The organism is Blautia sp. HCP3S3_G3 (assembly GCF_052063365.1).
In the GTDB taxonomy this organism is placed as follows: domain Bacteria; phylum Bacillota; class Clostridia; order Lachnospirales; family Lachnospiraceae; genus Blautia_A.
This window is the reverse complement of the sequence record NZ_JBQHXR010000001.1, coordinates 138,483-160,576: the sequence shown is the minus strand read 5'-3', so window position 1 is coordinate 160,576 and position 22,094 is coordinate 138,483. Positions and strand designations below refer to the sequence as shown.

General features: G+C 42.5%; 19 protein-coding genes, 1 pseudogene and 2 riboswitches. Of the genes and pseudogenes, 4 read left to right on the top strand and 16 right to left on the bottom strand.

Annotation, left to right across the window (positions count from 1 at the left end; genetic code table 11):
- The first annotated feature begins 158 nt into the window (after positions 1-158).
- Together ACTNEW_RS00800 and ACTNEW_RS00795 are read left to right on the top strand one after the other, a co-directional pair.
- Positions 159-545, top strand: coding sequence for a metal-dependent transcriptional regulator (locus ACTNEW_RS00800; RefSeq protein ID WP_441056824.1), 387 nt, complete (start codon positions 159-161; stop codon positions 543-545).
- A gap of 198 nt (positions 546-743) precedes the next feature.
- A complete protein-coding gene (locus ACTNEW_RS00795; RefSeq protein ID WP_441056822.1) occupies positions 744-2,138 on the top strand; it encodes an MATE family efflux transporter in 1,395 nt (464 codons plus the stop codon).
- A 39-nt stretch (positions 2,139-2,177) separates the two neighbouring features.
- Here ACTNEW_RS00795 and ACTNEW_RS00790 read toward each other — a convergent pair whose 3' ends face one another.
- From ACTNEW_RS00790 to ACTNEW_RS00740, 11 genes are all read right to left on the bottom strand, one after another.
- On the bottom strand, positions 2,178-2,954 hold the full coding sequence (locus tag ACTNEW_RS00790) for an ABC transporter ATP-binding protein (protein WP_441056820.1): 777 nt from the start codon (positions 2,952-2,954) through the stop codon (positions 2,178-2,180).
- 13 nt (positions 2,955-2,967) lie between these two features.
- Positions 2,968-4,014 (bottom strand): FecCD family ABC transporter permease, encoded by a 1,047-nt coding sequence (locus ACTNEW_RS00785; protein ID WP_441056818.1) that lies wholly within the window; start codon positions 4,012-4,014, stop codon positions 2,968-2,970.
- A 7-nt stretch (positions 4,015-4,021) separates the two neighbouring features.
- Positions 4,022-4,963: an ABC transporter substrate-binding protein gene (locus tag ACTNEW_RS00780; RefSeq protein ID WP_441056816.1), complete on the bottom strand. Its 942-nt coding sequence runs from the start codon at positions 4,961-4,963 to the stop codon at positions 4,022-4,024.
- A gap of 149 nt (positions 4,964-5,112) precedes the next feature.
- Positions 5,113-5,357: riboswitch (cobalamin riboswitch) on the bottom strand.
- 149 nt (positions 5,358-5,506) lie between these two features.
- A complete protein-coding gene (locus ACTNEW_RS00775; protein WP_441056814.1) occupies positions 5,507-6,109 on the bottom strand; it encodes an ABC transporter ATP-binding protein in 603 nt (200 codons plus the stop codon).
- On the bottom strand, positions 6,099-7,025 hold the full coding sequence (locus tag ACTNEW_RS00770) for an oligopeptide/dipeptide ABC transporter ATP-binding protein (RefSeq protein WP_441056812.1): 927 nt from the start codon (positions 7,023-7,025) through the stop codon (positions 6,099-6,101). The genes ACTNEW_RS00775 and ACTNEW_RS00770 overlap by 11 nt, the downstream gene beginning before the upstream one ends.
- 9 nt (positions 7,026-7,034) lie before the next feature.
- Positions 7,035-7,859 carry an ABC transporter permease gene (locus ACTNEW_RS00765; protein WP_441056810.1) on the bottom strand — a complete coding sequence of 275 codons (825 nt, stop codon included), beginning with the start codon at positions 7,857-7,859 and terminating at the stop codon, positions 7,035-7,037.
- The gene (locus ACTNEW_RS00760) at positions 7,856-8,836 is read right to left on the bottom strand and encodes an ABC transporter permease (RefSeq protein WP_441056808.1); all 981 of its coding nucleotides are present in this window, start codon (positions 8,834-8,836) and stop codon (positions 7,856-7,858) included. Before ACTNEW_RS00760 ends, ACTNEW_RS00765 begins: the two co-directional genes overlap by 4 nt.
- A gap of 15 nt (positions 8,837-8,851) precedes the next feature.
- A complete protein-coding gene (locus ACTNEW_RS00755) occupies positions 8,852-10,441 on the bottom strand; it encodes an ABC transporter substrate-binding protein (RefSeq protein WP_441056806.1) in 1,590 nt (529 codons plus the stop codon).
- 165 nt (positions 10,442-10,606) lie between these two features.
- Positions 10,607-10,894 carry a metal-sensing transcriptional repressor gene (locus ACTNEW_RS00750; protein WP_441056804.1) on the bottom strand — a complete coding sequence of 96 codons (288 nt, stop codon included), beginning with the start codon at positions 10,892-10,894 and terminating at the stop codon, positions 10,607-10,609.
- Positions 10,878-11,465: a DJ-1/PfpI family protein gene (locus tag ACTNEW_RS00745; RefSeq protein ID WP_441056802.1), complete on the bottom strand. Its 588-nt coding sequence runs from the start codon at positions 11,463-11,465 to the stop codon at positions 10,878-10,880. Before ACTNEW_RS00745 ends, ACTNEW_RS00750 begins: the two co-directional genes overlap by 17 nt.
- 384 nt (positions 11,466-11,849) lie before the next feature.
- Entirely contained in the window at positions 11,850-12,764 is a 915-nt protein-coding gene (locus tag ACTNEW_RS00740; protein ID WP_441056800.1) for an MATE family efflux transporter, read from the bottom strand.
- Between the two features lie 130 nt (positions 12,765-12,894).
- Between ACTNEW_RS00740 and ACTNEW_RS00735 the strand changes: the two are divergent.
- Positions 12,895-13,491: pseudogene (locus tag ACTNEW_RS00735) on the top strand (HAD family hydrolase); the annotation flags it as partial.
- A 138-nt stretch (positions 13,492-13,629) separates the two neighbouring features.
- Here the strand turns inward: ACTNEW_RS00735 and ACTNEW_RS00730 are convergent.
- From ACTNEW_RS00730 to ACTNEW_RS00710, 5 genes are all read right to left on the bottom strand, one after another.
- On the bottom strand, positions 13,630-15,228 hold the full coding sequence (locus tag ACTNEW_RS00730; protein ID WP_441056798.1) for an FMN-binding protein: 1,599 nt from the start codon (positions 15,226-15,228) through the stop codon (positions 13,630-13,632).
- Between the two features lie 77 nt (positions 15,229-15,305).
- On the bottom strand, positions 15,306-15,590 hold the full coding sequence (locus ACTNEW_RS00725; protein WP_441056796.1) for a hypothetical protein: 285 nt from the start codon (positions 15,588-15,590) through the stop codon (positions 15,306-15,308).
- Positions 15,587-16,741 carry an aminotransferase class V-fold PLP-dependent enzyme gene (locus ACTNEW_RS00720; RefSeq protein WP_441056794.1) on the bottom strand — a complete coding sequence of 385 codons (1,155 nt, stop codon included), beginning with the start codon at positions 16,739-16,741 and terminating at the stop codon, positions 15,587-15,589. The genes ACTNEW_RS00725 and ACTNEW_RS00720 overlap by 4 nt, the downstream gene beginning before the upstream one ends.
- Before the next feature lie 21 nt (positions 16,742-16,762).
- Positions 16,763-18,130 (bottom strand): hypothetical protein, encoded by a 1,368-nt coding sequence (locus tag ACTNEW_RS00715; RefSeq protein WP_441056792.1) that lies wholly within the window; start codon positions 18,128-18,130, stop codon positions 16,763-16,765.
- A 217-nt stretch (positions 18,131-18,347) separates the two neighbouring features.
- Positions 18,348-19,877: a 4Fe-4S dicluster domain-containing protein gene (locus ACTNEW_RS00710; RefSeq protein ID WP_441056790.1), complete on the bottom strand. Its 1,530-nt coding sequence runs from the start codon at positions 19,875-19,877 to the stop codon at positions 18,348-18,350.
- 289 nt (positions 19,878-20,166) lie between these two features.
- A riboswitch (cobalamin riboswitch) is annotated at positions 20,167-20,361 on the bottom strand.
- 317 nt (positions 20,362-20,678) lie between these two features.
- On the opposite strand from ACTNEW_RS00710, the gene ACTNEW_RS00705 reads away from it, so the two are divergent.
- The gene (locus tag ACTNEW_RS00705; RefSeq protein ID WP_441056788.1) at positions 20,679-21,974 is read left to right on the top strand and encodes an ATP-binding protein; all 1,296 of its coding nucleotides are present in this window, start codon (positions 20,679-20,681) and stop codon (positions 21,972-21,974) included.
- Positions 21,975-22,094: the final 120 nt, after the last annotated feature.

Below are 22,094 nucleotides of genomic sequence, written 5' to 3'. Positions count from 1 at the left end.
TGATATAATTTTACAAAATAACGAATTTTCACAGGTAAACATCCGGTTCAGAGCAGGCTGCTGCGGACCACTTCATATATGACAGGAACTGCTGTGAATACGATTTTAGAAGACACGGGACTGCATCCTTTCAGTTCCGCTCAACAGGGGAGGTTATTATGCACAACAATGAATCATCTGAAAATTATCTGGAAACAATATTGATTTTGAGTAAAAAACTTCCGGTAGTCCGCTCCGTTGATATTGCGGAAGAGCTGAACATTACTAAGCCAAGTGTCAGTGTGGCTATGAAGAAGCTCCGTGAAAACGAATGCATCGTTGTCTCCAAAGCTGGTTTTATCACATTAACAGAAAAAGGGCTGGAGATCGCATCCACTATTTATGAGCGCCATACATTTATCTCCAAATGGCTGATCAGCCTCGGTGTTCCTGAAAATATTGCCGTCTCTGATGCCTGCAGAATGGAACATTACATCAGCAAAGAAAGCTTTCACGCAATGAAAAAGTTTATTGAATCGAATGCAAGTGCATCGTTTTCGAAATAACTCCGCCAGATAATATTCATATTTTCAATCAGACAGACATTTTTCAGCAGGATTTTGTTTAAATTTCCTTTTGCAAATTCCGAAAAATTACAGTATAATATCGATTACAACGAGTAGCACTCATGCGTAATTCCGGTTGCACATGTGCTGCTCGTTATTTTTTTGCAGTAAAAAAAACATAAAGGAAGGTAAAATCCAATGGAACATTCTAATCAGTTTCTGGGTACTGAGCGTATTGGAAAACTCATGAAGCAGTACGCAATTCCCTGTATTATTTCTCTTCTGGTCGGTGCTCTTTACAACATTGTAGACCAGATTTTTATTGCAAATGCCAGCTATCTGGGCTCCTATGGAAACGCAGCCAACACTGTCGTATTTCCTCTCACTGTAGTTGCTCTGGCTATCGCCGTAATGATCGGTGACGGCTGCTGCGCATTTGTCAGTATCAGCCTTAGCAAAAATGAGTCTCAGACAGCCAGAAAGAGCGTTGGAAACTCCGTTGTCATGATCATTGTAAGCAGTCTTATTCTGACAGCCATTTATCTGATTTTTGCAAAACAGATCATTGCCATGTTCGGCGGAACAGTAAATGAAGAGACTTTCCGTCACTCCGGAGAATATTTCTTTTATATTTCTCTTGGAATTCCGTTTTATATGTTCGGTCAGGCTATGAACCCTGTTATCCGTGCAGACGGCAGCCCTAAATTTGCCATGATCTCCACGCTTGCAGGCGCAGTCATCAACATCATTCTTGACCCGGTTTTTATTTTTGTATGCAAATGGGGTATGATGGGTGCAGCTGTAGCTACCGTGATCGGACAGATTGTTACCGCTGTGCTTGCAGTCTGGTATCTTCTCCATATGAAGATTATTAAGCCTGAAAAAGGTGACTGCCGTATTAGCGGATCTATATGTAAAAAGACTCTGGTTCTGGGGATTACCAGTTTTCTTTCCCAGATCAGCCTTGTAGCGGCCATGGCGGCTATCAATAACATGATCCGTAAATACGGTGCAATGGATGCAGTCTTTTGTCAGGAACAGTATGCACAGATTCCTATGGCTGTTGTTGGTATTGTTATGAAATTTTTCCAGATTGTCATCTCTGTTGTAGTTGGTATGGCTGCCGGCTGTATTCCTATTGTAGGTTTCAACATAGGCGCCGGAAAGAAACTGCGTGTCAAAGAGCTGTTCACCAGCCTGCTGATCGCGGAGGCTGCTGTCGGTGCCATCGCCATGATCCTGGTAGAGTGTTTCCCTCATCAGCTCATCAATATCTTCGGTGCTGCCAATGAAAGTGTTTATTATACTGATTTTGCAATCAAAGCATTCCGTACTTACTTATGCATGATTATTCTTGCCTGCGCTAATAAAGCATGCTTTATTTTCCTCCAGGCTATGGGAAAAGCTGCCGCATCCACGCTTCTGTCTATGATCCGTGAGGTCGTTTTCGGTGTTGGTTTTGCACTGCTGCTTCCTGTATTCTTTGGACTGGATGGTGTTCTTTATTCCATGCCTGTTTCGGATCTTCTGACATTTATTATTGCAGCATTTTTGATCTGCCGGACATATAAAGAATTGAATGGGGGCCGGTGACTTTCGCCGAAACGTAATACCTTATTTCAAACAAAGCAGTTATATCCACCCCAGATATGTAATTCTCAGATATCCCTTCTTTTTCTCTATCTCAGTATCCACATGAAAAACCTCCCTGATTCTTTCAACAGTCAAAACTTCTTCCGGAGAGCCATTCGCGATAATCCGGCCATCCTTCAGCATAATGATTCTGTCACAATACCGTGCAGCCAGATTCATGTCATGTACAGATGTGAAAATTGTTTTATCCTGAAACTGTCTCATTATTTCCATAATGTACAGCTGATAGCCAATATCAAGATGGTTCGTTGGTTCGTCAAGGATAATCAATTCACTTTCCTGCGCAAATGCCATTGCAAGATAGATTCTTTGTTTTTCCCCTCCGGAAAGGCTGAGAAAACTTCTTTCCTCCGTTCCCTGCATACCGACCATCGAAAGTGCCTGGCTTACAACCTCAAAATCTGTCTGGTCATCCTGTTCAAACATCTTCTTCCTCGAATATCGCCCCATTATGACCATTTCCCGGACAGAGAAATCAAAATCCGGCTGGTTCTCCTGTGCTACAATTGCCATTTGCTGAGCTACTTCTTTCGATTTCATTTTGAAAACATCTTTTCCGTTCAGATAAATCATTCCAGAAGAAGGGGTATAGTGACGGTATATGTTTTTTAAAAGAGTGGATTTTCCGCTTCCATTCGGACCGACTAATCCAACAAACTCATTTTTGGAAACAGAAAGCGAAACCTGCGAAAGGATATTCAGAGTGTCAATATTAAAATCAAGCTTTTTAACTTGAATTACGTCTTTATTCTTCATCATACTCCTCCTACTATTTACTGAATGAATATCTGCTTTTACGCAGCATCCATAAAAATACAGGAGTACCACAAAGTGCCGTAACAACTCCAACAGGAAGCTCCTGCGGAGAAAACATAATACGTGCAAAAAGATCTGCCCACACCATGAAAATTGCTCCTAATAAAACAGAAAACCAGATCAGTCTTTTATGAGCAGCACCCACAATGTTTCTGGTAATATGGGGGATTACGAATCCCACAAATCCAATTGCGCCGCTCATTGATACAAGGACAGAAGTCAGCAGTGTACTGACCAGAATAAGAATCCATTTTATCCGTACAGTATTCACTCCCGTATTTCTTGCAATATCTTCTCCGATCAGCAAAGCATCCAGTTCCCGTGTCAAAGGCAGAATCAATATCATTCCTACAGTCAGAACGCCAACAGCCACGGGAACATCAGACCAATCCGTACCTGCAAAAGATCCAGTCAGCCAGAACGTCGCACTTTGTACTCTTCTGGAATCAGGAGTCAGAAAAATAATAATATTGGTTAGCGCAGAAAAAAAGGAAGACAGCGCCATACCTACAAGAATCATCTTGGTCGTATTTATTTTTCCGTTTCTGGACCCAAAAACAAAAACGATTACTGCCGTCAGCAAAGCACCTGCAAATGAGCTTTCTGCAAGAGGCACTTTTCCTATCAGAGGAAGCGGTCCCATCAGAAGAGAAATAACAGCTCCGGCAGAAGCCCCGGAGGAAATACCAAGGACATAGGGATCTGCCAGAGGATTTTTAGTAATCGCCTGCATCAGGATACCCGTCAATACAAGTCCGCTCCCTGTACATGCAGCCACAATCACCTTTGGCAGCCTCAAAGCCCATATAATATTAATCTGACTGTTTTTGTAACTGCTCAGATCTTTATTGAATACTTTTCCGTAAATAATCTGAAATACATCTTTATAATTGATATCCACAGAGCCAAAGTTTACGGCAAGAACCAGTGTTGTGATAAGAAGAACGACCAGTGTTATATAAACACCGGCCATCACTCCTTTTTTTGAATTTCTTAACATAGTTCACTCAGAAGCAATCCGGATGGAAAGCTTTTGCCATTGTCTCAATTGCATCTACGCTTCTGTAACATCCTGTTACATCAGTTAAATCAATTACGATAATATTATCATTCTGAATAGCCGGAATATCAGCTAAAATATCACTGTTTTTAAGAAAATCAATCTTCTGATCTACAGGATCAGATGCAATATAGTCCATCACAATAATGCACTCCGGTTCTGCTGCAATCACATCTTCCCAGTCAACAGAAGTCCAGTTGCTTTCTGTATCAGCAAATATATTTTCTCCACCGGCAAGTTCTATCATATCTGTAGGAAGTCCCGCACTGGCGGTAAAAGGCGCATCTTCACCGGAATCATAAAGAAATACGGATACTGGTTCTTTTTCTGCTACTGCAGTCTGTACCGCATCGATACGATTCTTCATATCTGAAACGATTTCGTCTGCTTTCTCCTGTACTTGGAAAATTTCACCAAAGTTATTAAAATCTTCATAAACGGACTCGATCGTTGCGGGCGCATACTCTACTCTTGGAATGTATGGTACAATTCCATTCTCTTCACAGAAATCATACGGGAAATTGGTGTCAGAAAATGTAGAATACCATCCGGTCAGAAAATCCGGTTCTGCTGCAAGAAGATCTTCCTGAGAAGGATTACTTGCTTCTGAAAGGCAGGTAAGCTTCGAAAACTCGTCCGCATACTGCTCAGGAACTTCATTATCCATGTAACCATAACCGACAATTTTATCAGAAAGCCCAAGTTCCAGAAGCATCTCTGTTGTAAAATTTGCAAGTGTGACAACTCTCTGCGGTACTTCAGAATAAGTAATGTCATAATCCTTTCCATTGAGCTCTGTGTTAATTGTTACTTCTGCGCTGGCTGTAACCGGGCTGACACATGTCATAACAAGTCCTAATGCTAACGCCTTTTTCCATTGTTTTTTCATGATAGTTCTCCTTTCATATTGCGCCAGCAAAGTACATACCACCAGTGTATGCGGATTATTATTGCTATTACATGCAATAATAAGAAAAGTCTGCTGAAAACAGCAGACTCCACACCTTTCATGTTTCATCTCTCACTTTCATCGGAAGTATAAGATTCACAGAACAAGCAGGTTTCCTGACTTATAGATCAACACTATCCGTCGCCTTCTCATACTTTAATTATTCAAAAGAGAGTCTCTTTCTTTATCTATAAAATTCTCCTCATTTGAATATGACAGTACAATGGCCTTTTAACAAATCGCTCCCTAAATACAGTGACCGGATCGCTCAGGACTCGCACCTGATTCCCTTTTTCAACCACAATATGGCTGCACTTGGTCTGGCATATTATTTTTTTTATATTAATTCTTTGTGAATATAATGTCAATATATTTTTTGAAATATGTCTTTCTTTTCTTAAATTATGTTTTCTTTTGCAAAAACTCAGAGCTGTCAGACGTTTTGCTGATGAAGCAGCTGTTATATTACATCTCTTTATCTCTTCACATCTTATCAAATTCTATCACTCTGGTACAAATTCGCTCAGCAAGCAAAGGATTATGCGTGACCACAAGCATGCCCAGATTTCTTTTGTCAACGATATGAAGCAGCAACTCCCAGATTTGTGCCTGAGTAATCACATCCAGCATCGTTGTCATTTCATCCGCAATTACAAATTTTGTATCAGGTCCCATGGCTCTGGCGATACAGAACCGCTGCATTTCCCCTCCGGATAATTCAATCGGGTAGCGGGTAAGCCACTCCTTCTCAATCCCCATATCATCCAGCAATTCCTGATCCGGTTCCCACGCTTCTGTAAGCGTTCGTCCAAGCTTCCATCTTGGATTAATCGCTTTTTCCGGATGCTGATATATCAGCTGAACCGGACAGCACCCTTTTTCAGGAAGCAATTTGCCGTCAAAATAGACTTCGCCTTTATCCGGTTTCATATAACCTGCCAGAATTTGCGAAAGTGTACTTTTTCCGCATCCGGAAGGACCAACAAGGGCTACTCTCTCCCCCTTTTCAATTCCGAGAGAAATATTATCCAGAATCTTCTTCTTTTTCGTATAAGAAAATGTGATATTTTTCGCTTCAAGTAGCATGAATACAACATACCTCCCCTCCCCGCAAGCTGCGTGACGGTATTTCACCTTTCATACATGCCTCTGTCCGCACAGGGCAGCGCGGCCAGAATAAACAGCCCTCCGGCAGAGACCCCGCATAAGGCTGTGTCCCCGGAATCGGTTTAAAACCATTTTGAGGAAGCGCTTCCCAAAGAGCTTTTGAATACGGATGTCTCAAAGACTCCGGTCCATTGCGAAAATCTTCAACCGGTGCTGTCTCAACAGTTGTTCCCGCGTAAAATACCGCTACTCTGTCTGCATATTCAAAGGCAAGGTCAATATCATGCGTAATCAGAATGATACCACGTCCTTCATCAGCAAGAGAACGCAAATGTCCCATGGCATCCTTTGCCATTTCTTTACTTAATCCCGGTGTCGGCTCGTCCGCTACAATCAGTCTTGCGTCTCCGATCACTGCCGTTGAAAGCAAAATTCTCCGGGCCATTCCTCCGGAAAGCTGAAACGGATACATCGTCTCCACCTCTTTTGACAGCTCATATCGTTTAAAAGCTGTCCTCATTTTTTCCAGAGTTCCTCTTACACCAACCACCTGACTTCCGACATGCATCAAAGGATCCAGATAAGCCACAGACTGCGGAACCAGTGCAATTTCCTTTCCGCGAAGTTTCTTCTGCAGTTCTTCCGTTAATTCCATTCCGCAATATGTCATTATTCCGTCAACAGATGCATTGTTCGGTAAAATACCAAGAATGGCACTTGCAAGCAGGCTCTTGCCGGAACCTGATGATCCTGCAATTGCAAGTATCTCACCTTCCTGTACACTGATATTTAAATTACTGATTACCTTTAAATCTTTCTGTTCCAGACCTTTATCGTACATTTTGAAAGATACGGAAAGATTTTTTACATTTAATATATTTTTTTTCTGTTCCATCTCTCTCTCCTATTCCTGCGCACTGGCAGGATCTATCAGCAATTTCACATTATCGCCGAGTTTGTCAAACAACATTACTACCGCAACGAGCATGATACCCGGGAAGAATACAAGCCACCACATTCCTGTTGAGATATGTTTCAATGACTCAGACAGAATAATACCAATAGCCGGTGTATCCACACTGAGCCCAAAGCCAAGGAATGTTACTCCTGCTTCATGAAGGATCGCATGCGGGAACAGCAGCAGAAGACCTACAAGAAACTGAGGCATAACATGCGGAATGATATGATGACAAGCTATCTGGAAATTACTTTTCCCAAACTTTTTGGAAGCTTTTACATATTGCATATTCTTTACCTGAAGAACTTCCCCCCGTATAACCCTGGTAAGGTTTGGCCAGTGTGTCAGTGCCACACCAATAACAACGCCTTTCAATCCTTTTCCCAAAGAAAAAGAAATCAGCATCAGCAATACCATATGCGGAACTCCCATTACAAGATCCACAAAATACGATATAATTTTGTCAGCACGCCCGCCCACAGACGCCGATATGATTCCAAGAAACAAAGCCATAAATGCACTGAAAACAGCCGCCATTGTTCCAAGCATAATACTGTTTGAAAGCCCTTTGATCGTCCTGCAGAACATATCTCTTCCCAGGTAGTCCGTACCGAACCAGTGAGCCGCACAAGGAGGAAGTTTCTTTGCCGCATAATTCGGTTCGTACAGCGCAGGATTCATCAATAATCCTGCGGCAGAAATAATAAGCAGAATACCTGCAATGATAATTACCAGCATTACTGTTTTTGTTCGTCTGTTCATTTTTTTCATTTTTCACTGCCCTCCCGTATTTCAGGATTCAATATGCCATAAAGCAGATTTGCAATGAAATTTCCTGCAAAAACAAACAATACAGAAAAAAGTGCCACACCGAGAAGCAGCGGAACATCACTCTTCAGTCCAGCCGTTGTTGCCGCATTTCCCAGACCGGGATAAGAAAAAACCTGCTCTGCAAGTACGCTTCCCCCGAACAATTCACTAAAAGAAGCAAACTGCAGCGTAATTGCAGGAATCGCTATATTGCGAAGCCCGTGTCTTTTAATTACCTGCCAGGTAGTTTCTCCCCGCGCCTTTGCAAAGAGTACATATTCACTTTTCATAACATCTATAATTTTCTGTCTTGTATGCAGAGCAATATTGGACACGCCGGTAATGCTAAGCGTAAATGCCGGAAGTATTAAATGATAGATCCGGTCCAGAAGAGTTACATCTTCCGCCGCCTTGCCTACCGGAACTGCAAATCCAACCGGAAACCACCCCAGATTGACAGAAAATACGATCAGAAGCAGCAGTCCGATCCAGAAAGCAGGAGTTGACGATAAGATAAAACAAAAAGTTTTAATAATACGGTCCATAACACTCCCTGAGAATACTCCTGACAGGATTCCCAGAATGAAGCCCAGGATACCGGAAATAACCCATGCCGTTATCATCAGAACAAGAGACGTCACGAAACGCTCTTTCAATACCTGTACAACAGGCTTTTTAAATGCTATAGAGTCTCCCATATCACCATGGAGCAGATTTTTCATCCATGTAATATATCGCTGAACCGGGGGATCATTCAGCCCCCAGTGTTCAGCGATAACATCTTTCTGTTCCTGTGAAATATTGGATTCCGACCCTACATATGCGTCAACCGGATCGATCGGTGAAGATATGATCAGAAAGAAGCAGACGATTGATACGCCAAAAAGAAGAAGCAGCATACGAATCAGTGTACTTCCCAAATATTTCAGAGTGTTCATCTGTTTATTCCCCTGTTATTCTTCTGTAAAAGTCCATTCATTCATGTTCTGGATAATCGGAAGTCCATGACCGTGAGGATGAACCATCTGGTCACCAACATCCAGACCGTCTCTTACAAAGTATGTATGGTCAATATTCACCAGCCAGATATAAGGCAGATCAACATTTACTCCCGTCTCACCATCGTACTGTGCAAGCATCAGATTTTCGATAGCTTCTTCCTCTGTCAGTGCCGCCATAGCCTTATTCAGATATTCATCTACTTTTTCGTTCGTGTACATCGGCGAATTACTCAGACTGACAAGCTCAGGATCTGCAAAATCAGATGAGAAAGCACTGTATACATCATAAAAGCTATAATCTCCGGTACCGATACAGGTCGGTTTCAGTCTTCCTTCTTCTTTACATGTTGTCCAATCTGCTGCCTCCGCAGTAATATCAATCCCAAGCGGTTTTGCATTTTCAGCAAGCGCAACTGCAAGATTATATCTCTGAAGGTCGTCTGTACGGCCGGTAATAGTGATCGCACATTTTATACCGTCTTTTTCGCGAACACCATCACCATCCTCATCCACCCAGCCTGCTTCTTCCAGAATTTTGCATGCTTCTTCCACCTGACCGTCTTCCAGTCCCGGTTCCATATTCGCCCATGGAAGATTCTGGAAACGAACCCATGCAGGAGTACCTATGCCATTTAATGCATTGTCAATGATTTCCTGTCTGCTGATACCGATATTCAATGCTTTTCTGACAGCCGGATCACATGTAGCATTATTACCGACAATTCTGCCATCTGAAAGTTCTGTCTCCGGAATGCATGGAAGTGCAAAGCCTCTGTTGTCGGATGTTGCGTATGTTTCCAGATGCATGCCTTCTACTTCTTCATATGCGTATTCCGGATTGATTTTAACCACATCAAGCATACCGGACTGAGCATAGGAAAGAGCGGTTTCTTCATCAATATTCAGGAATGTGATCTGACTGAATTCCGGTTTATCGCCATAATAGTATTCATTTGGTTCCACAATCAGCTGCTGTCCGATGTCAAGTTGCTTCACTTTAAATGGACCGCTGCTGACAGGATTTGCAGCATAATTTTCATCATATGCATGTTTTGCAACAATTCCTTGAAGTGCTACCGTTCTTACAAACGGGGAAAACGGTCTGCTTAAAGTAAACCGTACAGTATAATCATCTAATGCTTCCACCTTATCCATCATGGAAACATCAACGCTACCGCCGGTTTCTTTAATCGTTTCAAATGTAAAAACAACGTCTTCCGCTGTTACCGGCTCTCCATCTGAAAATTTTATATCATCACGTAAATTGAACGTATAAACAAGCCCATCGTCGCTGACTGTATAATCCTTTGCAAGGTCAGGATCCACTCCTATTTCTTTGTTAACCTTCAGCAGAGACGAATAAAAAATGTCTGTTCCGTACATGGTACTTCCCATGCATGCATCATAAGTTCCGTCAGTCATATCACCCACTGCAATTACAAGCTCATCTTTTGAAGTTTCCTCTGCTGTGACGGTTACTGATGCTCCCATACTCATAAGCATCATACCTGTGAGCAGCAGTGCTGTTCTTCTTTTTTTCATTTTTCTGTTCCTCCTTTTAATCTGATTGTTTCCTCAGTTAGTTTTATCTGTTTTATTCTAACATCAGACAATAGGAACCAGAAGCCACCCCCGGGGATACTCTGATATTCCAATTTGTCATATCTTTCTATTCCGTTAACAGATATCAGCAATAACAACAGCACATCAGAAAAACCAATCCACAGCCTTACCGATCTCTTTTATTCTTTCCGGCTCTTTATTTTCAACCGCGTCGTCTATTGTATCCTGAACATATCGTTTAAGAATTTCTTTACTGGTATTCGCTAGTTCCGCTTTCACTGCCGCAAGCTGAATCAGGACTTCGCTGCAGTCCCGTTCGTCCTCCACCATTCTTCTGACAGCTTTCAAATGTCCTGTAGATCTGGAAATACGGTTGAGAATAGCCTTATCATATTTGATTTCCTTATCATCCTGATTACCGATAAATACCATCCTCCTCGTCCGGATCCCACTGATATCCCAGCTCCTCCGCCATCGTCTCCGCTATCTTCAGGTCTGTCAGATCCGCAAGAATACTCAGACACATATCCATGCCGGCCAGAGGATTGGATGCTGAATAATACTTGCCGTCAGCCACCCACCTGGCTCCTGATGTCCTGTATATTGCCGCAGTAAACATCCTGTTCCAGTTTTTGTCCAGCGGGCAGTCGCAAATTCTTCTGCGGTACAGTATCCCGGTCTGAGCCATCAGCAATGTACCGCTTCCAAGCATAACGCAGAAAGAATGCTGATCTGCTGCCTTTTTAAGCAATCTGCATAAGTTTTCATCATCCCTGATCAGTCTTCTTGCCCCTTTTCCGCCGGGAATAACCAGAATATCCCCCGCTGTCTGCTCATCAAGATAATCTGTCCATACCTTCACTCCCTGCAGACTTGTCACAAAATCGCCTTTCACAGAGCAGTATTCCACATGAAAATACTCAGGCAGCTTACCAAAGACCTCAGCCGGCACAAAGGCATCCATCGTATCAAAATCATCAAATAAAAATAAATTAACCTTCATCCATTCCTCTCCTTATCCATTATTAATTATCATTCCAGCTTTCCAGTAGTTATTTCGAAACCGATGTACTAAAAGCGCAAGGGTAAAAAAAGGCAGCCATAGTTTCTCCTATAACTGCCTTTCAGGAGAAATTCACTGGGTCCATTCATTCTCCCGCACATCATTCATTTTTTATGGAGGTCTGATGTACTTTCATAAGTGCTTTTGGCATCATCGATTGCCTGTAATGATATTTTAACAGATTACAGTGTGAATACAACCTACCCCCAGGGTTATTTTTTACTTATTTTTTCGGTTCTTAAAATACCGTTTTTATGCAGTACTTCACCAAAAAGTGCATGCCTCGTATCCCCATCCCCCGGTTTTTTATGGAAGGGGAGAGTCTCACCGGATGACCGAAATCCTCCTGGACTTTCTAATATACAAAACAGTAAATGCCATTCCTGCCAGAATCCAGGAAGCAATGTAAATCCACACAATACACTCCATCGTACCAAATTTCGGTAAAACAGCAAAAATACAGACAACCCTGAAAAGACAGATGGTAAGCAAAGTGGTGATCATCGGCGTCAGAGTCTCCCCAAGACCACAGCAGGCTCCTGAAAGTGCTTCTGCCACAGCATAAAAGATAAAGAATGGTGCCATCATCTGCATATATTTCACAACCAGCGGAATCAGTGCCGGAACATCCTTTGCGTCAATAAACCAGGGACCGATCATACCGGATCCAAAGTATAGGACAGCGCTTATGAAACCTACTGAAATTACTGATAATCCGGTACCGATCAAAGCACCTTTTTTTACTCTTTCATGCTTGCCTGCTCCAATGTTCTGTGCTGTGTAGGTGGTAAGCGCAGGCGCCATGGCATCTGCAATCAGCCAGATCAGTAAATCCAGCTTGTCACAGATTCCCCAGGCCGCAATGCTGTTTGTTCCCATTGTATTTACACTGGCCTGAACAATGGAATTGGCAACCGGAAACAGCATAGACTGAAGTGCTAATGGAAAACCTTTTTTGAGCATGATTCCCATATGTTCTTTGCAGATCTTCATTCTCATAATACTGATCTTTTCTTCGAGAAAATCAGATTTTATCAGAACGCGCCAGGTTGCAGCCACGCTTACAATCTGAGCAAGCACGGTTGCGGCAGCTGCGCCTCCAACTCCGGTATGAAAAACTCCTACCAGAAGAACATCACCGGCAATATTTACCAGGCTGCAGAGAATTAATACATACAGAGGTTTCCTGGAATCCCCAAATGCGCGTAAAATACCTGCCATCATATTATAAAGGATCATCGCCCATAATCCTGAGAAATAGGATTATCGGGAAAATGGATGTGCCTTTCAGCTAACGCAGTCGTTCTGGACGGCATCCTCAACGAAGGATTTTAAATGCAGCGGCCAATAAATCAAATATTGACCGTTTGTAGAAGAAATCTCTGGTCATGGTATCCGTGCTGTCATATGCGAAGATGAAATCCTCTGCGGCAACCGGAAATTCATGGAGAAATTCCATATTTCCCTTGACGGTTATGAAAAGAATAACTTTGGAACAGAAGTTCTTGCTGCCAGAAACGGAAAGTTCATCGGATATCTGGTGATTTCCGATACACTCAAAGAAGATGCCAAATCTGCCATTTCACAAATCAAGAAACAGGGAATCGCCACAATCATGCTCACCGGAGATGCACAGGACAGCGCCGATGCCGTAGCACAGGCAACCGGTATCGATGAAGTACATGCCAGACTCCTTCCTCAGGATAAACTTTCAGAACTGAACAGTATTCGAAATGTGGTATTTATGACTTCCAGTATGGAAGCAATCCCACAGGCACTTGCCATTGCAAAGTCAACCAGCAGTATTTCCTGGCAAAATGTCATCTTTGCGCTGGTAATAAAAATCCTGGTCATGATCCTGGGACTATGTGGCTTTGCTTCCATGTGGATGGCTGTATTTGCAGACACAGGTGTTGCCATGCTCTGTGTACTGAATTCCATTCGGATTCTGTATAAGAAAAGCTAATACATTTTTATCGAAATACTTAAACTGTTTTTGATATCACGAAAGGCAGATCATCGGGATCTGCCTTTCATTTTGCATTTATGGTCTTTATAATAACCCGCACTTACTTTTCAGCTTCCATGCGGAGACAGGCTTTTATTATTCATCGGTATTATATTTGTTTACTTTCTCCTCATATTCATCCTGACTGCTTATGTAATGCCGTACAATATGACCATGCTGTTTTCCCTTTGCTTTAAGATTGCGGCCTTCTCTTGGCTCATACTGTTCCTCCGGTATCTCAAGGGCATTCGCTACGGCCTGAATGATCCCATTACTGCTGTAAGTAGCCCCAGATACCGCATCTACATTCAGACTTTGTTCAGTCTTTATCTCTTCAATTACTGCAGGAGCTGCCTTGAAAAAGTATTCTTCTGTATCACAATAAGATATTATAGCAATATCTTTTACTTTTTGATTTTCTACTGTTACCTGAACTTCTACATCTCCACGAAAAGCATCGGCGCTTCCTGTATAAACCCCATCTTTCAGATTCCTGAAACGCCCGGCTTCCAGGAATTCTTCTTTTTGCTCCTGCTCTGACTCATCATCCTTTTGATTCAGCGCACTTTTTACCGCATCCAAAACGCCCTTACTGCTGAAAGTTGCACCGGATACCGTATCGATTTCTGTACTCTGCATCTGGATAATAGCCGGCAGCAGCTGTTTTTCCACCTGATCCATGTATTGTCTGTCATCCAGATAATCATCCAACTGAATTTTGACGATTTCTCCATTTTCGACTTCTACTGTGACACCGATACTTCCGCGATAACCCTGTCCCTCACCTGTGTAAATCCCATCCTGATAAGTTTGTTTTTCCGTATGTACAGTATTCAGATTTTCCGGATCTTCCTTTCTGGTGCTCATTTTCATGCCGATTGAGGATATCAGAATCGTCAAAGCTGTGATTCCAACTCCGATGAATACAGCATATTTTTTATCAGCCCGTGCATTTTCTTTTGGGCAGCACGCAATACATTGCTGACATTGAATACAGGCACCTGTGTTAACCTGATCTGTTTCATTTAAATTAATTCCCATACTGCATTTTGTACTGCATAAATGGCATGAACCACATTCCGTTCCGGGCTTTCGAATTTTCAGAAAATGAAATTTTGATATCATGCTGTACACTGCCCCGACAGGACATAAATAACGGCAAAAGCAGCGCTGGACAAAAAAAGAACTGATAAAAATACAAATCAGCAGGCAGCCGCCAATGGAAAGGACCGGTTGTATTCCCGGCCAATTTCCAATAGAAGTATACTGTCCAAAAACAGTCCACGGTCCTGAAAAAGGCAGCTTCAGAATGTCTGACCAGACACAGCTGATATAAAAGAGAAGGATAACGTATTTCGCCGTTTTCAATATCCGGTCTGTTTTTCCCTGTATTCGAAAATTCATGTGGAAAACTTTCTGTGATAGATACCACAAAAAATCCTGAACAGCACCAAAACTACAGAAAAAACCGCAAAAGAAACGTCCGGTCAGCACCGTTGCCGGAACTGTAGCAATCAGCATCCATACAGGAATTTTCAGCGTTTCCCAGTCAATCTGTCCTTTAAATACAGCAGTAACAATCATTCCCAATGCAGAGAATACATAAGTAAACACTCCCGGGATCAGGATGAAAGCCAGGATTTGAATCAAAACCCGAAACCAATAATGGAATTTCTGTATTTTCTTTCTTTTCAAAAATCATCACTCCTTTGTAATTTGTATACAGTATCAGCTGTTTCGCATATTTGACATCGGGGCACAGCTGTTATCAGTTAATGTTGTTCCAGATATTCTTCTATTTCTCTGAGTTTCTCTTCATGCTTACTATGAACAGCAATCCTGAAATAATTTCTTCCCTGGATTCCTTTGATCATATAATAGTCGCTTTCTATTTTAAAAAACGGTTCTTTTAACATATCGAGATACACAAATCCACCTAATGGACGAAGACTCAAAATAAAATCTCTGTCAATGACATCATCTGTCAGATAATCCCAGGCAAACCAGCCCGACTCGGCGCATTTTTCCCTGGATTCCATTTTTCCTGTAATTCTCATATTTTCTCTCCGATTCCGGCGCATGCCATCTGACCTGCCGCCTTCAGAAATTCCATAATCTCTTCTTCCGTCGTAAAACAGGATATACTGATTCTGACGGTACCCTGTTTTCCCGTTCCCATTGCCTGATGGATCAGCGGAGAACAATGAAGACCGGTCCGCACCGTTATTCCATATATATTCTGGAAAATATAAGCGGCATCTGATGGCGACAAATTTTTGAAATTAAAGCTCATCACAGGTCCTTTGCAGGTCTCTCTGCTGCCATATACCGTAATGCCGCTCATAGCGCCAAGTCCTTCATAAAGAATCCTCATGAGATGCTCTTCCCGTTCCATGATCGTCTGTAGACCGGTTTCCAGTATATATTCGGTTGCGGCACCTAGAGCTGCAATTCCCGGAAGGTTCTGTGTCCCTGTCTCATATTCATAATCGCCCTCTTCGTAAATAAGCTGTGAACTGTTTCTGCCTGTTCCGCCATACTGCAAAGGTCTCATTTTCCACACAGGACTGATATAATACCCTCCGGTTCCCGGAATTCCCATTAAGCTCTTATGTCCGGTAAATGCCAGCGCATCCACGCCCCATTCATCTGCACAGACAGGAAGGCACCCCGCGCTCTGTGATACATCCGCAGCAAAGAACAGATGATGTCTGCGGGCGAATTCTCCGATCCTGTTCATATCCTGAACTCTTCCCGTAACGTTGGAACAATGATTCACAATAATCGCCCGCGTTCGGTCTGTTACAGACTTTTCCAGAGCTTCCGCCGTCACTTCACCGTCCATAGTACACGGAACTGTCACCATCTGAAATTTCTTCAGGCATTTATGATTCAGGATCGGCCGCAGAACACTGTTATGTTCTGTCTGTGTCACTAATATCTCACCATCCTCCAGCAGATCTGACATCCCGCACAGAATGGTATTCAGAGCTTCCGTAGCACCCGAAGAAAAATAGATTCTTCCCGTTTCCTTAATACCAAGGATTTTCCCCAGGTTTTTTCTGCATATTTCCTCTGTATCGGGTCTTCCGATCTGCTCACTTCCCCGAAACTGCGAAGCAGGCGTACTGTTCAGGTACGCCTGCAAAGCTTCTTTTACGCAGGAAGGTTTTGGATACGAGGTGGCCGCATTATTTAAATAGATCACTTTTCCCTCTCTCCTCTTATATCAGCCTTCCAGAATATTAAAATTCATCACTTTCGCTATCTTCTTCAGCATTTTACTGTAATCACCGAAAACCAGGACCTGGTGATGTCCGAATCCAGCCAGATTATGCATATATTCCCTTGCATCATCCATCTTAATATAATAATACGGGCTGCAGTAGGTTGCTGCATATTCAGACCGTATGACCTCTCCGGTCTTAATGCACATGGTGTCACCTGCAGGATTAAATCTGCCGAGTGTCACATAGTCATCTGCATTCTCTGTGAAATCCACCTGGAGCTTGCCGCCGAATCCCTGACCGGTGAATGCCCAGAGCTTATACTCCAGCGGTTTTGTACCATAACCATTCATACATAATGCAGGAACAGCATGATGAATGCGGAGAAGTTCGTCTGTCTCATGATTTGGATTTCCCATAAATGCAGGCCTCTTTGCAGCATACTGCATAATCACCATTGCCATAAGTGCGTTCAGGTCTTCCTCGCAGCCACTTGGGATTCCTTCATCTTTCATGATCGAGTGGCACATACATGGAGTAAATTTGCGATTCTGCGGAATTTCCGTAGTACACAATTCATGACATGCTGTTGAAAAAGCGTTGCAGTCATAAATATCCATCATTTTCTTTGCTGCCAGATAATATTTGATATCATTGATAAACCAGTCAGTATTTACCTGTGTATCAGAAGATCCTGCTATAAGCCTGTCCGCAATTGGTTTGGCTTCTTCATCTGTAATCTCATCCATATATTTAAAAATAGAGGTAAAAGGCAGTTTCACAACTTCCATACCATAGCGCTGTCTCAGGATTTCAGGATCCCGGATCAGGCTCTGAATACCGAAGGTAGGCTGGGATCCTGCAGTAAGAACAAGTGCTCTTGTATTTTGCACCGCTTTACGAACCCATAAAATATGCATGATCTCATTTACGTCCTGAAGATCCATACATACATAAGCTTCAACTCCAATAGAACGGCAATATGCTGCAAAATCAATACCCTCGTTTCCATTCTGCCAGATAACCACCGGTTTTCTGTAACGTTCCAGTTTCGGGATTCTCCATCCCATACAGAGGAAACAGTCAATTTCATCCAGATTCTCTCCGATTTTATCAAACAATTCCTTATCCACAGTAAAACTTTCATTATACCGTACATCAAGCGGTTCTTTAAACTCTACCTCGCTGATCACATCATTCAAGCCTTCCACAGAGGCTTTAAATGCCTGATCAGCTGCTTTTGTTTCCGCTTCCACTGTCATGTCTTCATAACGGCCTGCCCTGCACGGACCTTCCCAGAAATGTGTGTGGGTCAGACATCCCACAAGCGGTCTTACAACAAGTTTCATTTCCATAGCTTTCTGTTTCATGATATTTGATTCCTTTCTTGAAAGATAATCAGGCAGACTCCGCAATCCACTTGTTTTGTATTTTGTTTACGCTTTTTTGCGCATTTTATTTTCCGCGTGTTAATTTCCATTCATATTATAAAAAATATATTCCATTTTTTCTTCCGAATTCTTACAAAGAAAGTATACTATTTTATCATTTTTACAGCCTGCCATATACGCCTGACAGAACACTTGCTCATATGCTTTTATCTATTTCTTCCAGCTGTTTCAGTAAATCCTTATAATTACTCTGTGTGGCATGTGCATGGGTTGATGTTTTTTTCCGGAGTTTCACTGCTGCCGTGGATTTTGCAATCGGCTGTATTGTTCCTGCTCCTGCCACGCATCCGCCGGGGCATGCCATTCCTTCCAGAAGATAGCCGTTATATTTTCCTGCTTTGGCCATAGTCAGAAGTTTCCTGCAGTTTGCAAGTCCTTCCGCATTTTCCACTTTTACTTCCTTTTCCGCATAGAGCTCTTTAATACAGTTTACCACAGCTTCTGCGACACCTCCGCTGACTGCAAAGCCCCTGCCGTCAGCACTTGCTCCATGCATGCTGTGCTGTTCTTCAAGCTTCGTAAAATTGATTTTCTTCGCTTCAAACATTCCCATTACTTCTTCAAACGTCAGCACAAAGTCAATATCACTGCGTATCGTCCTTCTGCCCGCTTCCAGTTTTTTGGCTGCACAGGGTCCGATAAAAGCCACTTTACAGCCAGGATGCTGCTTTTTGATCAGTCTTCCTGTCAGCACCATGGGTGTCAGTGCCATGGAAATGCATTCGCTGTATTCAGGAAACAGTTTTTTTGCCATCATGGACCATGCCGGACAGCAGGAAGTCGCCATAAAGGGCAGTTTTTCCGGAACTTCCTCCACAAAATCCCTGGCTTCTTCCATGGTACAGAGATCTGCACCGATTGCTACTTCCACAACATCCGTAAAACCGAGTGCCTGAAATGCAGAACGTATCTTATCCGGTGTCATCTTCGGACCAAACTGTCCTGTCACAGCAGGTGCAATTGCCGCATACACCGGCGTATCACTTTTGATTGCCTGAATAGTCTGGAAAATCTGTGCTTTATCTGCAATCGCGCCAAACGGACAGTTTGCAAGGCACATTCCGCAGGACACGCATTTTTCCTGATCAATGTCCGCTCTTCCGAACTCATCGGAACCAATGGCATCCATCCCGCAGGCTCTTGCGCAGGGACGCTCCAGTTTTACGACAGCTCCATATGCACATGCACTGACGCATTTTCCGCACTTGATACATTTTTCCTGATTAATCACTGATTTTCCATTTTCAAAGGAAACGGCTTTTTTGGGGCAGACCTCTTTGCACGGATGTGCCAGACAGCCCTGGCAGGCATCTGTTACTTTTACTACATTATCCGGACATTTGTGGCAGGCAAACTTGATAATATTGATCAGCGGAGGCTGATAATATTTCTCCGGTCTCACACATTCCAGTGCTCCTTCTGATACGGGAGCATGTTCGGAAGCCGCACGCAGCGGAAGCCCCATGGCAAGACGCATTCTCTCCTTAACAATTGCTCTCTCCAGAAATACGCTTTCCCGATATGTCGAGACTTCTCCCGGAATGATCCTGTATGGAATCTGTTCCATTTGAGACAAGTCTCCATCCTGATAGTCATACGATAATCTTGCTACTTCCGCATAAACGCGCTTCCGGATGTCATTGACTGAAGTATAAACACCTCTCATAATTGTTTTCTCCTTTCTTTATGCAAAAATCCCCGACAGCATTTCCATATCTGTCGGGGTTTCTGCCGGTATCTAATAGTAGCTGATTCAATACCGGCAGAACTTTGGAGGTCTATATTGTGTATTTTTCTTGCTAAGAGCCCATCCATTATTTTTTACATAAATCAGGGTTGTTTTTTACAAAAAAACAGTGGCTGCTACCCATTGCAGACACTTCTATCGGATCATTCTTCCCTTCTGTTACTGTTTCTGTCGTATGACCCGGCTGGATGTTTGCGCTGTATCTGGAGCACATCTCATGTACCAGGCAGGTTTCCTGACTTACAGATCAATGCTCACTTCACCTTCTCACATCTTTATGGGTCATGCAATGGTTATCGAAGCTCGCTCCCTGTATACAGTGACCAGTTCGCTCAGGATTCTCACCTGATTCCCTCTTCAGAGTCCCTGAAAAGGACTCTGCACCTGATACTGCAATATTCAATTACACATCATTAGAATATCAAATTGTTATTCTTCTGTCAATCCCGGTTGCTGTATGTTTAGTGCTCCCTGAACACAATGTTTCAGCAGTCATGCACTAAGGTGTATGGCTGCTTTTTCTAAGGGAAGAACACGATTAAAATGCGGGATAATAATTGTTACTTAAGCATATAATGTGATTGTAGAATATAAAAATGCAACAAGTAACAAAAATCTATTTCAAGAGCGACTGACACATTGATTTTTGAATCCTATCTGGATATAATAGAAAAGAAAAGTGTAACAAGTTGCAAAAATCTTTCGCAAGGAGGCTTTAAGATGGAGATTCGCAGAGATTTTTATTTGGATAAATTGATCAAAAGAAAAAATAATGGACTGATTAAAGTAATCACCGGTATTCGCAGATGCGGAAAGTCCTATTTGCTGAATAACCTTTTTTATCATCACCTACTGGAAAATGGAGTGGACGCTGACCATATCATTCGTTTTGCATTTGATTCAGCAGATAATCTTTATCTCATTGGAGAAAGCCTGATTCAGATTGAAAAGGAAAAGCGTGGAGTTGACCCTAAAAAGTTTATGAAGTATATCCGTTCCAAGGTTGTTGGCGATGGAATGTATTATCTGCTGCTTGATGAAATTCAGATGTTGGATTGTTTTGAAGCTGTTCTGAATGGTTATCTGCGTAAAGATAATATGGATGTATTCGTGACAGGAAGTAATGCCAAGCTCCTGTCCAAAGATATTGCTACTGAGTTCGCCGGTCGTGGCGACGAAGTGCATATGTACCCTTTGAGTTTTGCAGAGTTTATGACTGTTTACAGCGGAGACAAATATATGGGGCTATCCGAGTATATGCTTTACGGTGGTATCCCTCTGGTTGTTCTGCGTGATGGAACCGGAGATAAAGCTGCCGCATTACAGAATCTGTTCAACGAAATTTATATTCAAGATATTACTAAGCGAAATCGTGTGAAGAATATTGGTGAATTGGAAGATCTGTTAAATATCCTTTCTTCGGCTATTGGTTCGCTGACCAATCCCGAAAAATTGAAGAACACTTTCAAGACTGTAAAGAAATCCAGAATCACTTCCGCTACCATTAAGAAATATCTGGATTATTTTGAGGATTCTTTCCTGATCGAATCAGCACAAAGATACGACATTAAAGGAAAAGCATATATCGAAACTCCAAAGAAATATTATTTTTCCGACCTTGGACTTCGCAACGCCAGAATCAACTTCCGCCAGTTTGAGCAGACTCATTCTATGGAAAATGTGATTTATAATGAACTTCGTATGCGTGGCTACAGCGTAGATGTAGGGGTAATACCGATTGCGGAAAGAGATCCGGATGGTAAGGTAATTCGTAAACAACTGGAAGTGGATTTTGTATGCAATCTTGGTTCTTCCAGATACTACATTCAGTCTGCTTACTCGCTGCCTGATGAAGCGAAACGTACTCAGGAAATCAGACCATTCAGAAAAATTGATGATTCTTTCAGGAAGATCATTATTACAAAAGATATTGTGCAGCCTTATTATGATGACTATGGTATCCTGACCGTGAACATTTATGATTTCCTTCTGGATACGCAGATTCTGGGAAAATAAATTTTATCTATAGCGGCAGTAATGTCCTGACAGTTTCTGATATTTCATCACTTCATCTCCCATGGGAAAAGCACGAACGCCCTGTCCCGGGCATAGAATAAATAGAAATCCCCTTTGAGG

Coding starts and splice junctions, on each gene's coding strand:
- ACTNEW_RS00800 (WP_441056824.1), top strand. CDS start 159: ATGCACAACAATGAATCATCTGAAAATTATCTGGAAACAATATTGATT.
- ACTNEW_RS00795 (WP_441056822.1), top strand. CDS start 744: ATGGAACATTCTAATCAGTTTCTGGGTACTGAGCGTATTGGAAAACTC.
- ACTNEW_RS00790 (WP_441056820.1), bottom strand. CDS start 2,954: ATGAAGAATAAAGACGTAATTCAAGTTAAAAAGCTTGATTTTAATATT.
- ACTNEW_RS00785 (WP_441056818.1), bottom strand. CDS start 4,014: ATGTTAAGAAATTCAAAAAAAGGAGTGATGGCCGGTGTTTATATAACA.
- ACTNEW_RS00780 (WP_441056816.1), bottom strand. CDS start 4,963: ATGAAAAAACAATGGAAAAAGGCGTTAGCATTAGGACTTGTTATGACA.
- ACTNEW_RS00775 (WP_441056814.1), bottom strand. CDS start 6,109: ATGCTACTTGAAGCGAAAAATATCACATTTTCTTATACGAAAAAGAAG.
- ACTNEW_RS00770 (WP_441056812.1), bottom strand. CDS start 7,025: ATGGAACAGAAAAAAAATATATTAAATGTAAAAAATCTTTCCGTATCT.
- ACTNEW_RS00765 (WP_441056810.1), bottom strand. CDS start 7,859: ATGAAAAAAATGAACAGACGAACAAAAACAGTAATGCTGGTAATTATC.
- ACTNEW_RS00760 (WP_441056808.1), bottom strand. CDS start 8,836: ATGAACACTCTGAAATATTTGGGAAGTACACTGATTCGTATGCTGCTT.
- ACTNEW_RS00755 (WP_441056806.1), bottom strand. CDS start 10,441: ATGAAAAAAAGAAGAACAGCACTGCTGCTCACAGGTATGATGCTTATG.
- ACTNEW_RS00750 (WP_441056804.1), bottom strand. CDS start 10,894: ATGGTATTTATCGGTAATCAGGATGATAAGGAAATCAAATATGATAAG.
- ACTNEW_RS00745 (WP_441056802.1), bottom strand. CDS start 11,465: ATGAAGGTTAATTTATTTTTATTTGATGATTTTGATACGATGGATGCC.
- ACTNEW_RS00740 (WP_441056800.1), bottom strand. CDS start 12,764: ATGATCCTTTATAATATGATGGCAGGTATTTTACGCGCATTTGGGGAT.
- ACTNEW_RS00725 (WP_441056796.1), bottom strand. CDS start 15,590: ATGAGAATTACAGGAAAAATGGAATCCAGGGAAAAATGCGCCGAGTCG.
- ACTNEW_RS00715 (WP_441056792.1), bottom strand. CDS start 18,130: ATGAAACAGAAAGCTATGGAAATGAAACTTGTTGTAAGACCGCTTGTG.
- ACTNEW_RS00710 (WP_441056790.1), bottom strand. CDS start 19,877: ATGAGAGGTGTTTATACTTCAGTCAATGACATCCGGAAGCGCGTTTAT.
- ACTNEW_RS00705 (WP_441056788.1), top strand. CDS start 20,679: ATGGAGATTCGCAGAGATTTTTATTTGGATAAATTGATCAAAAGAAAA.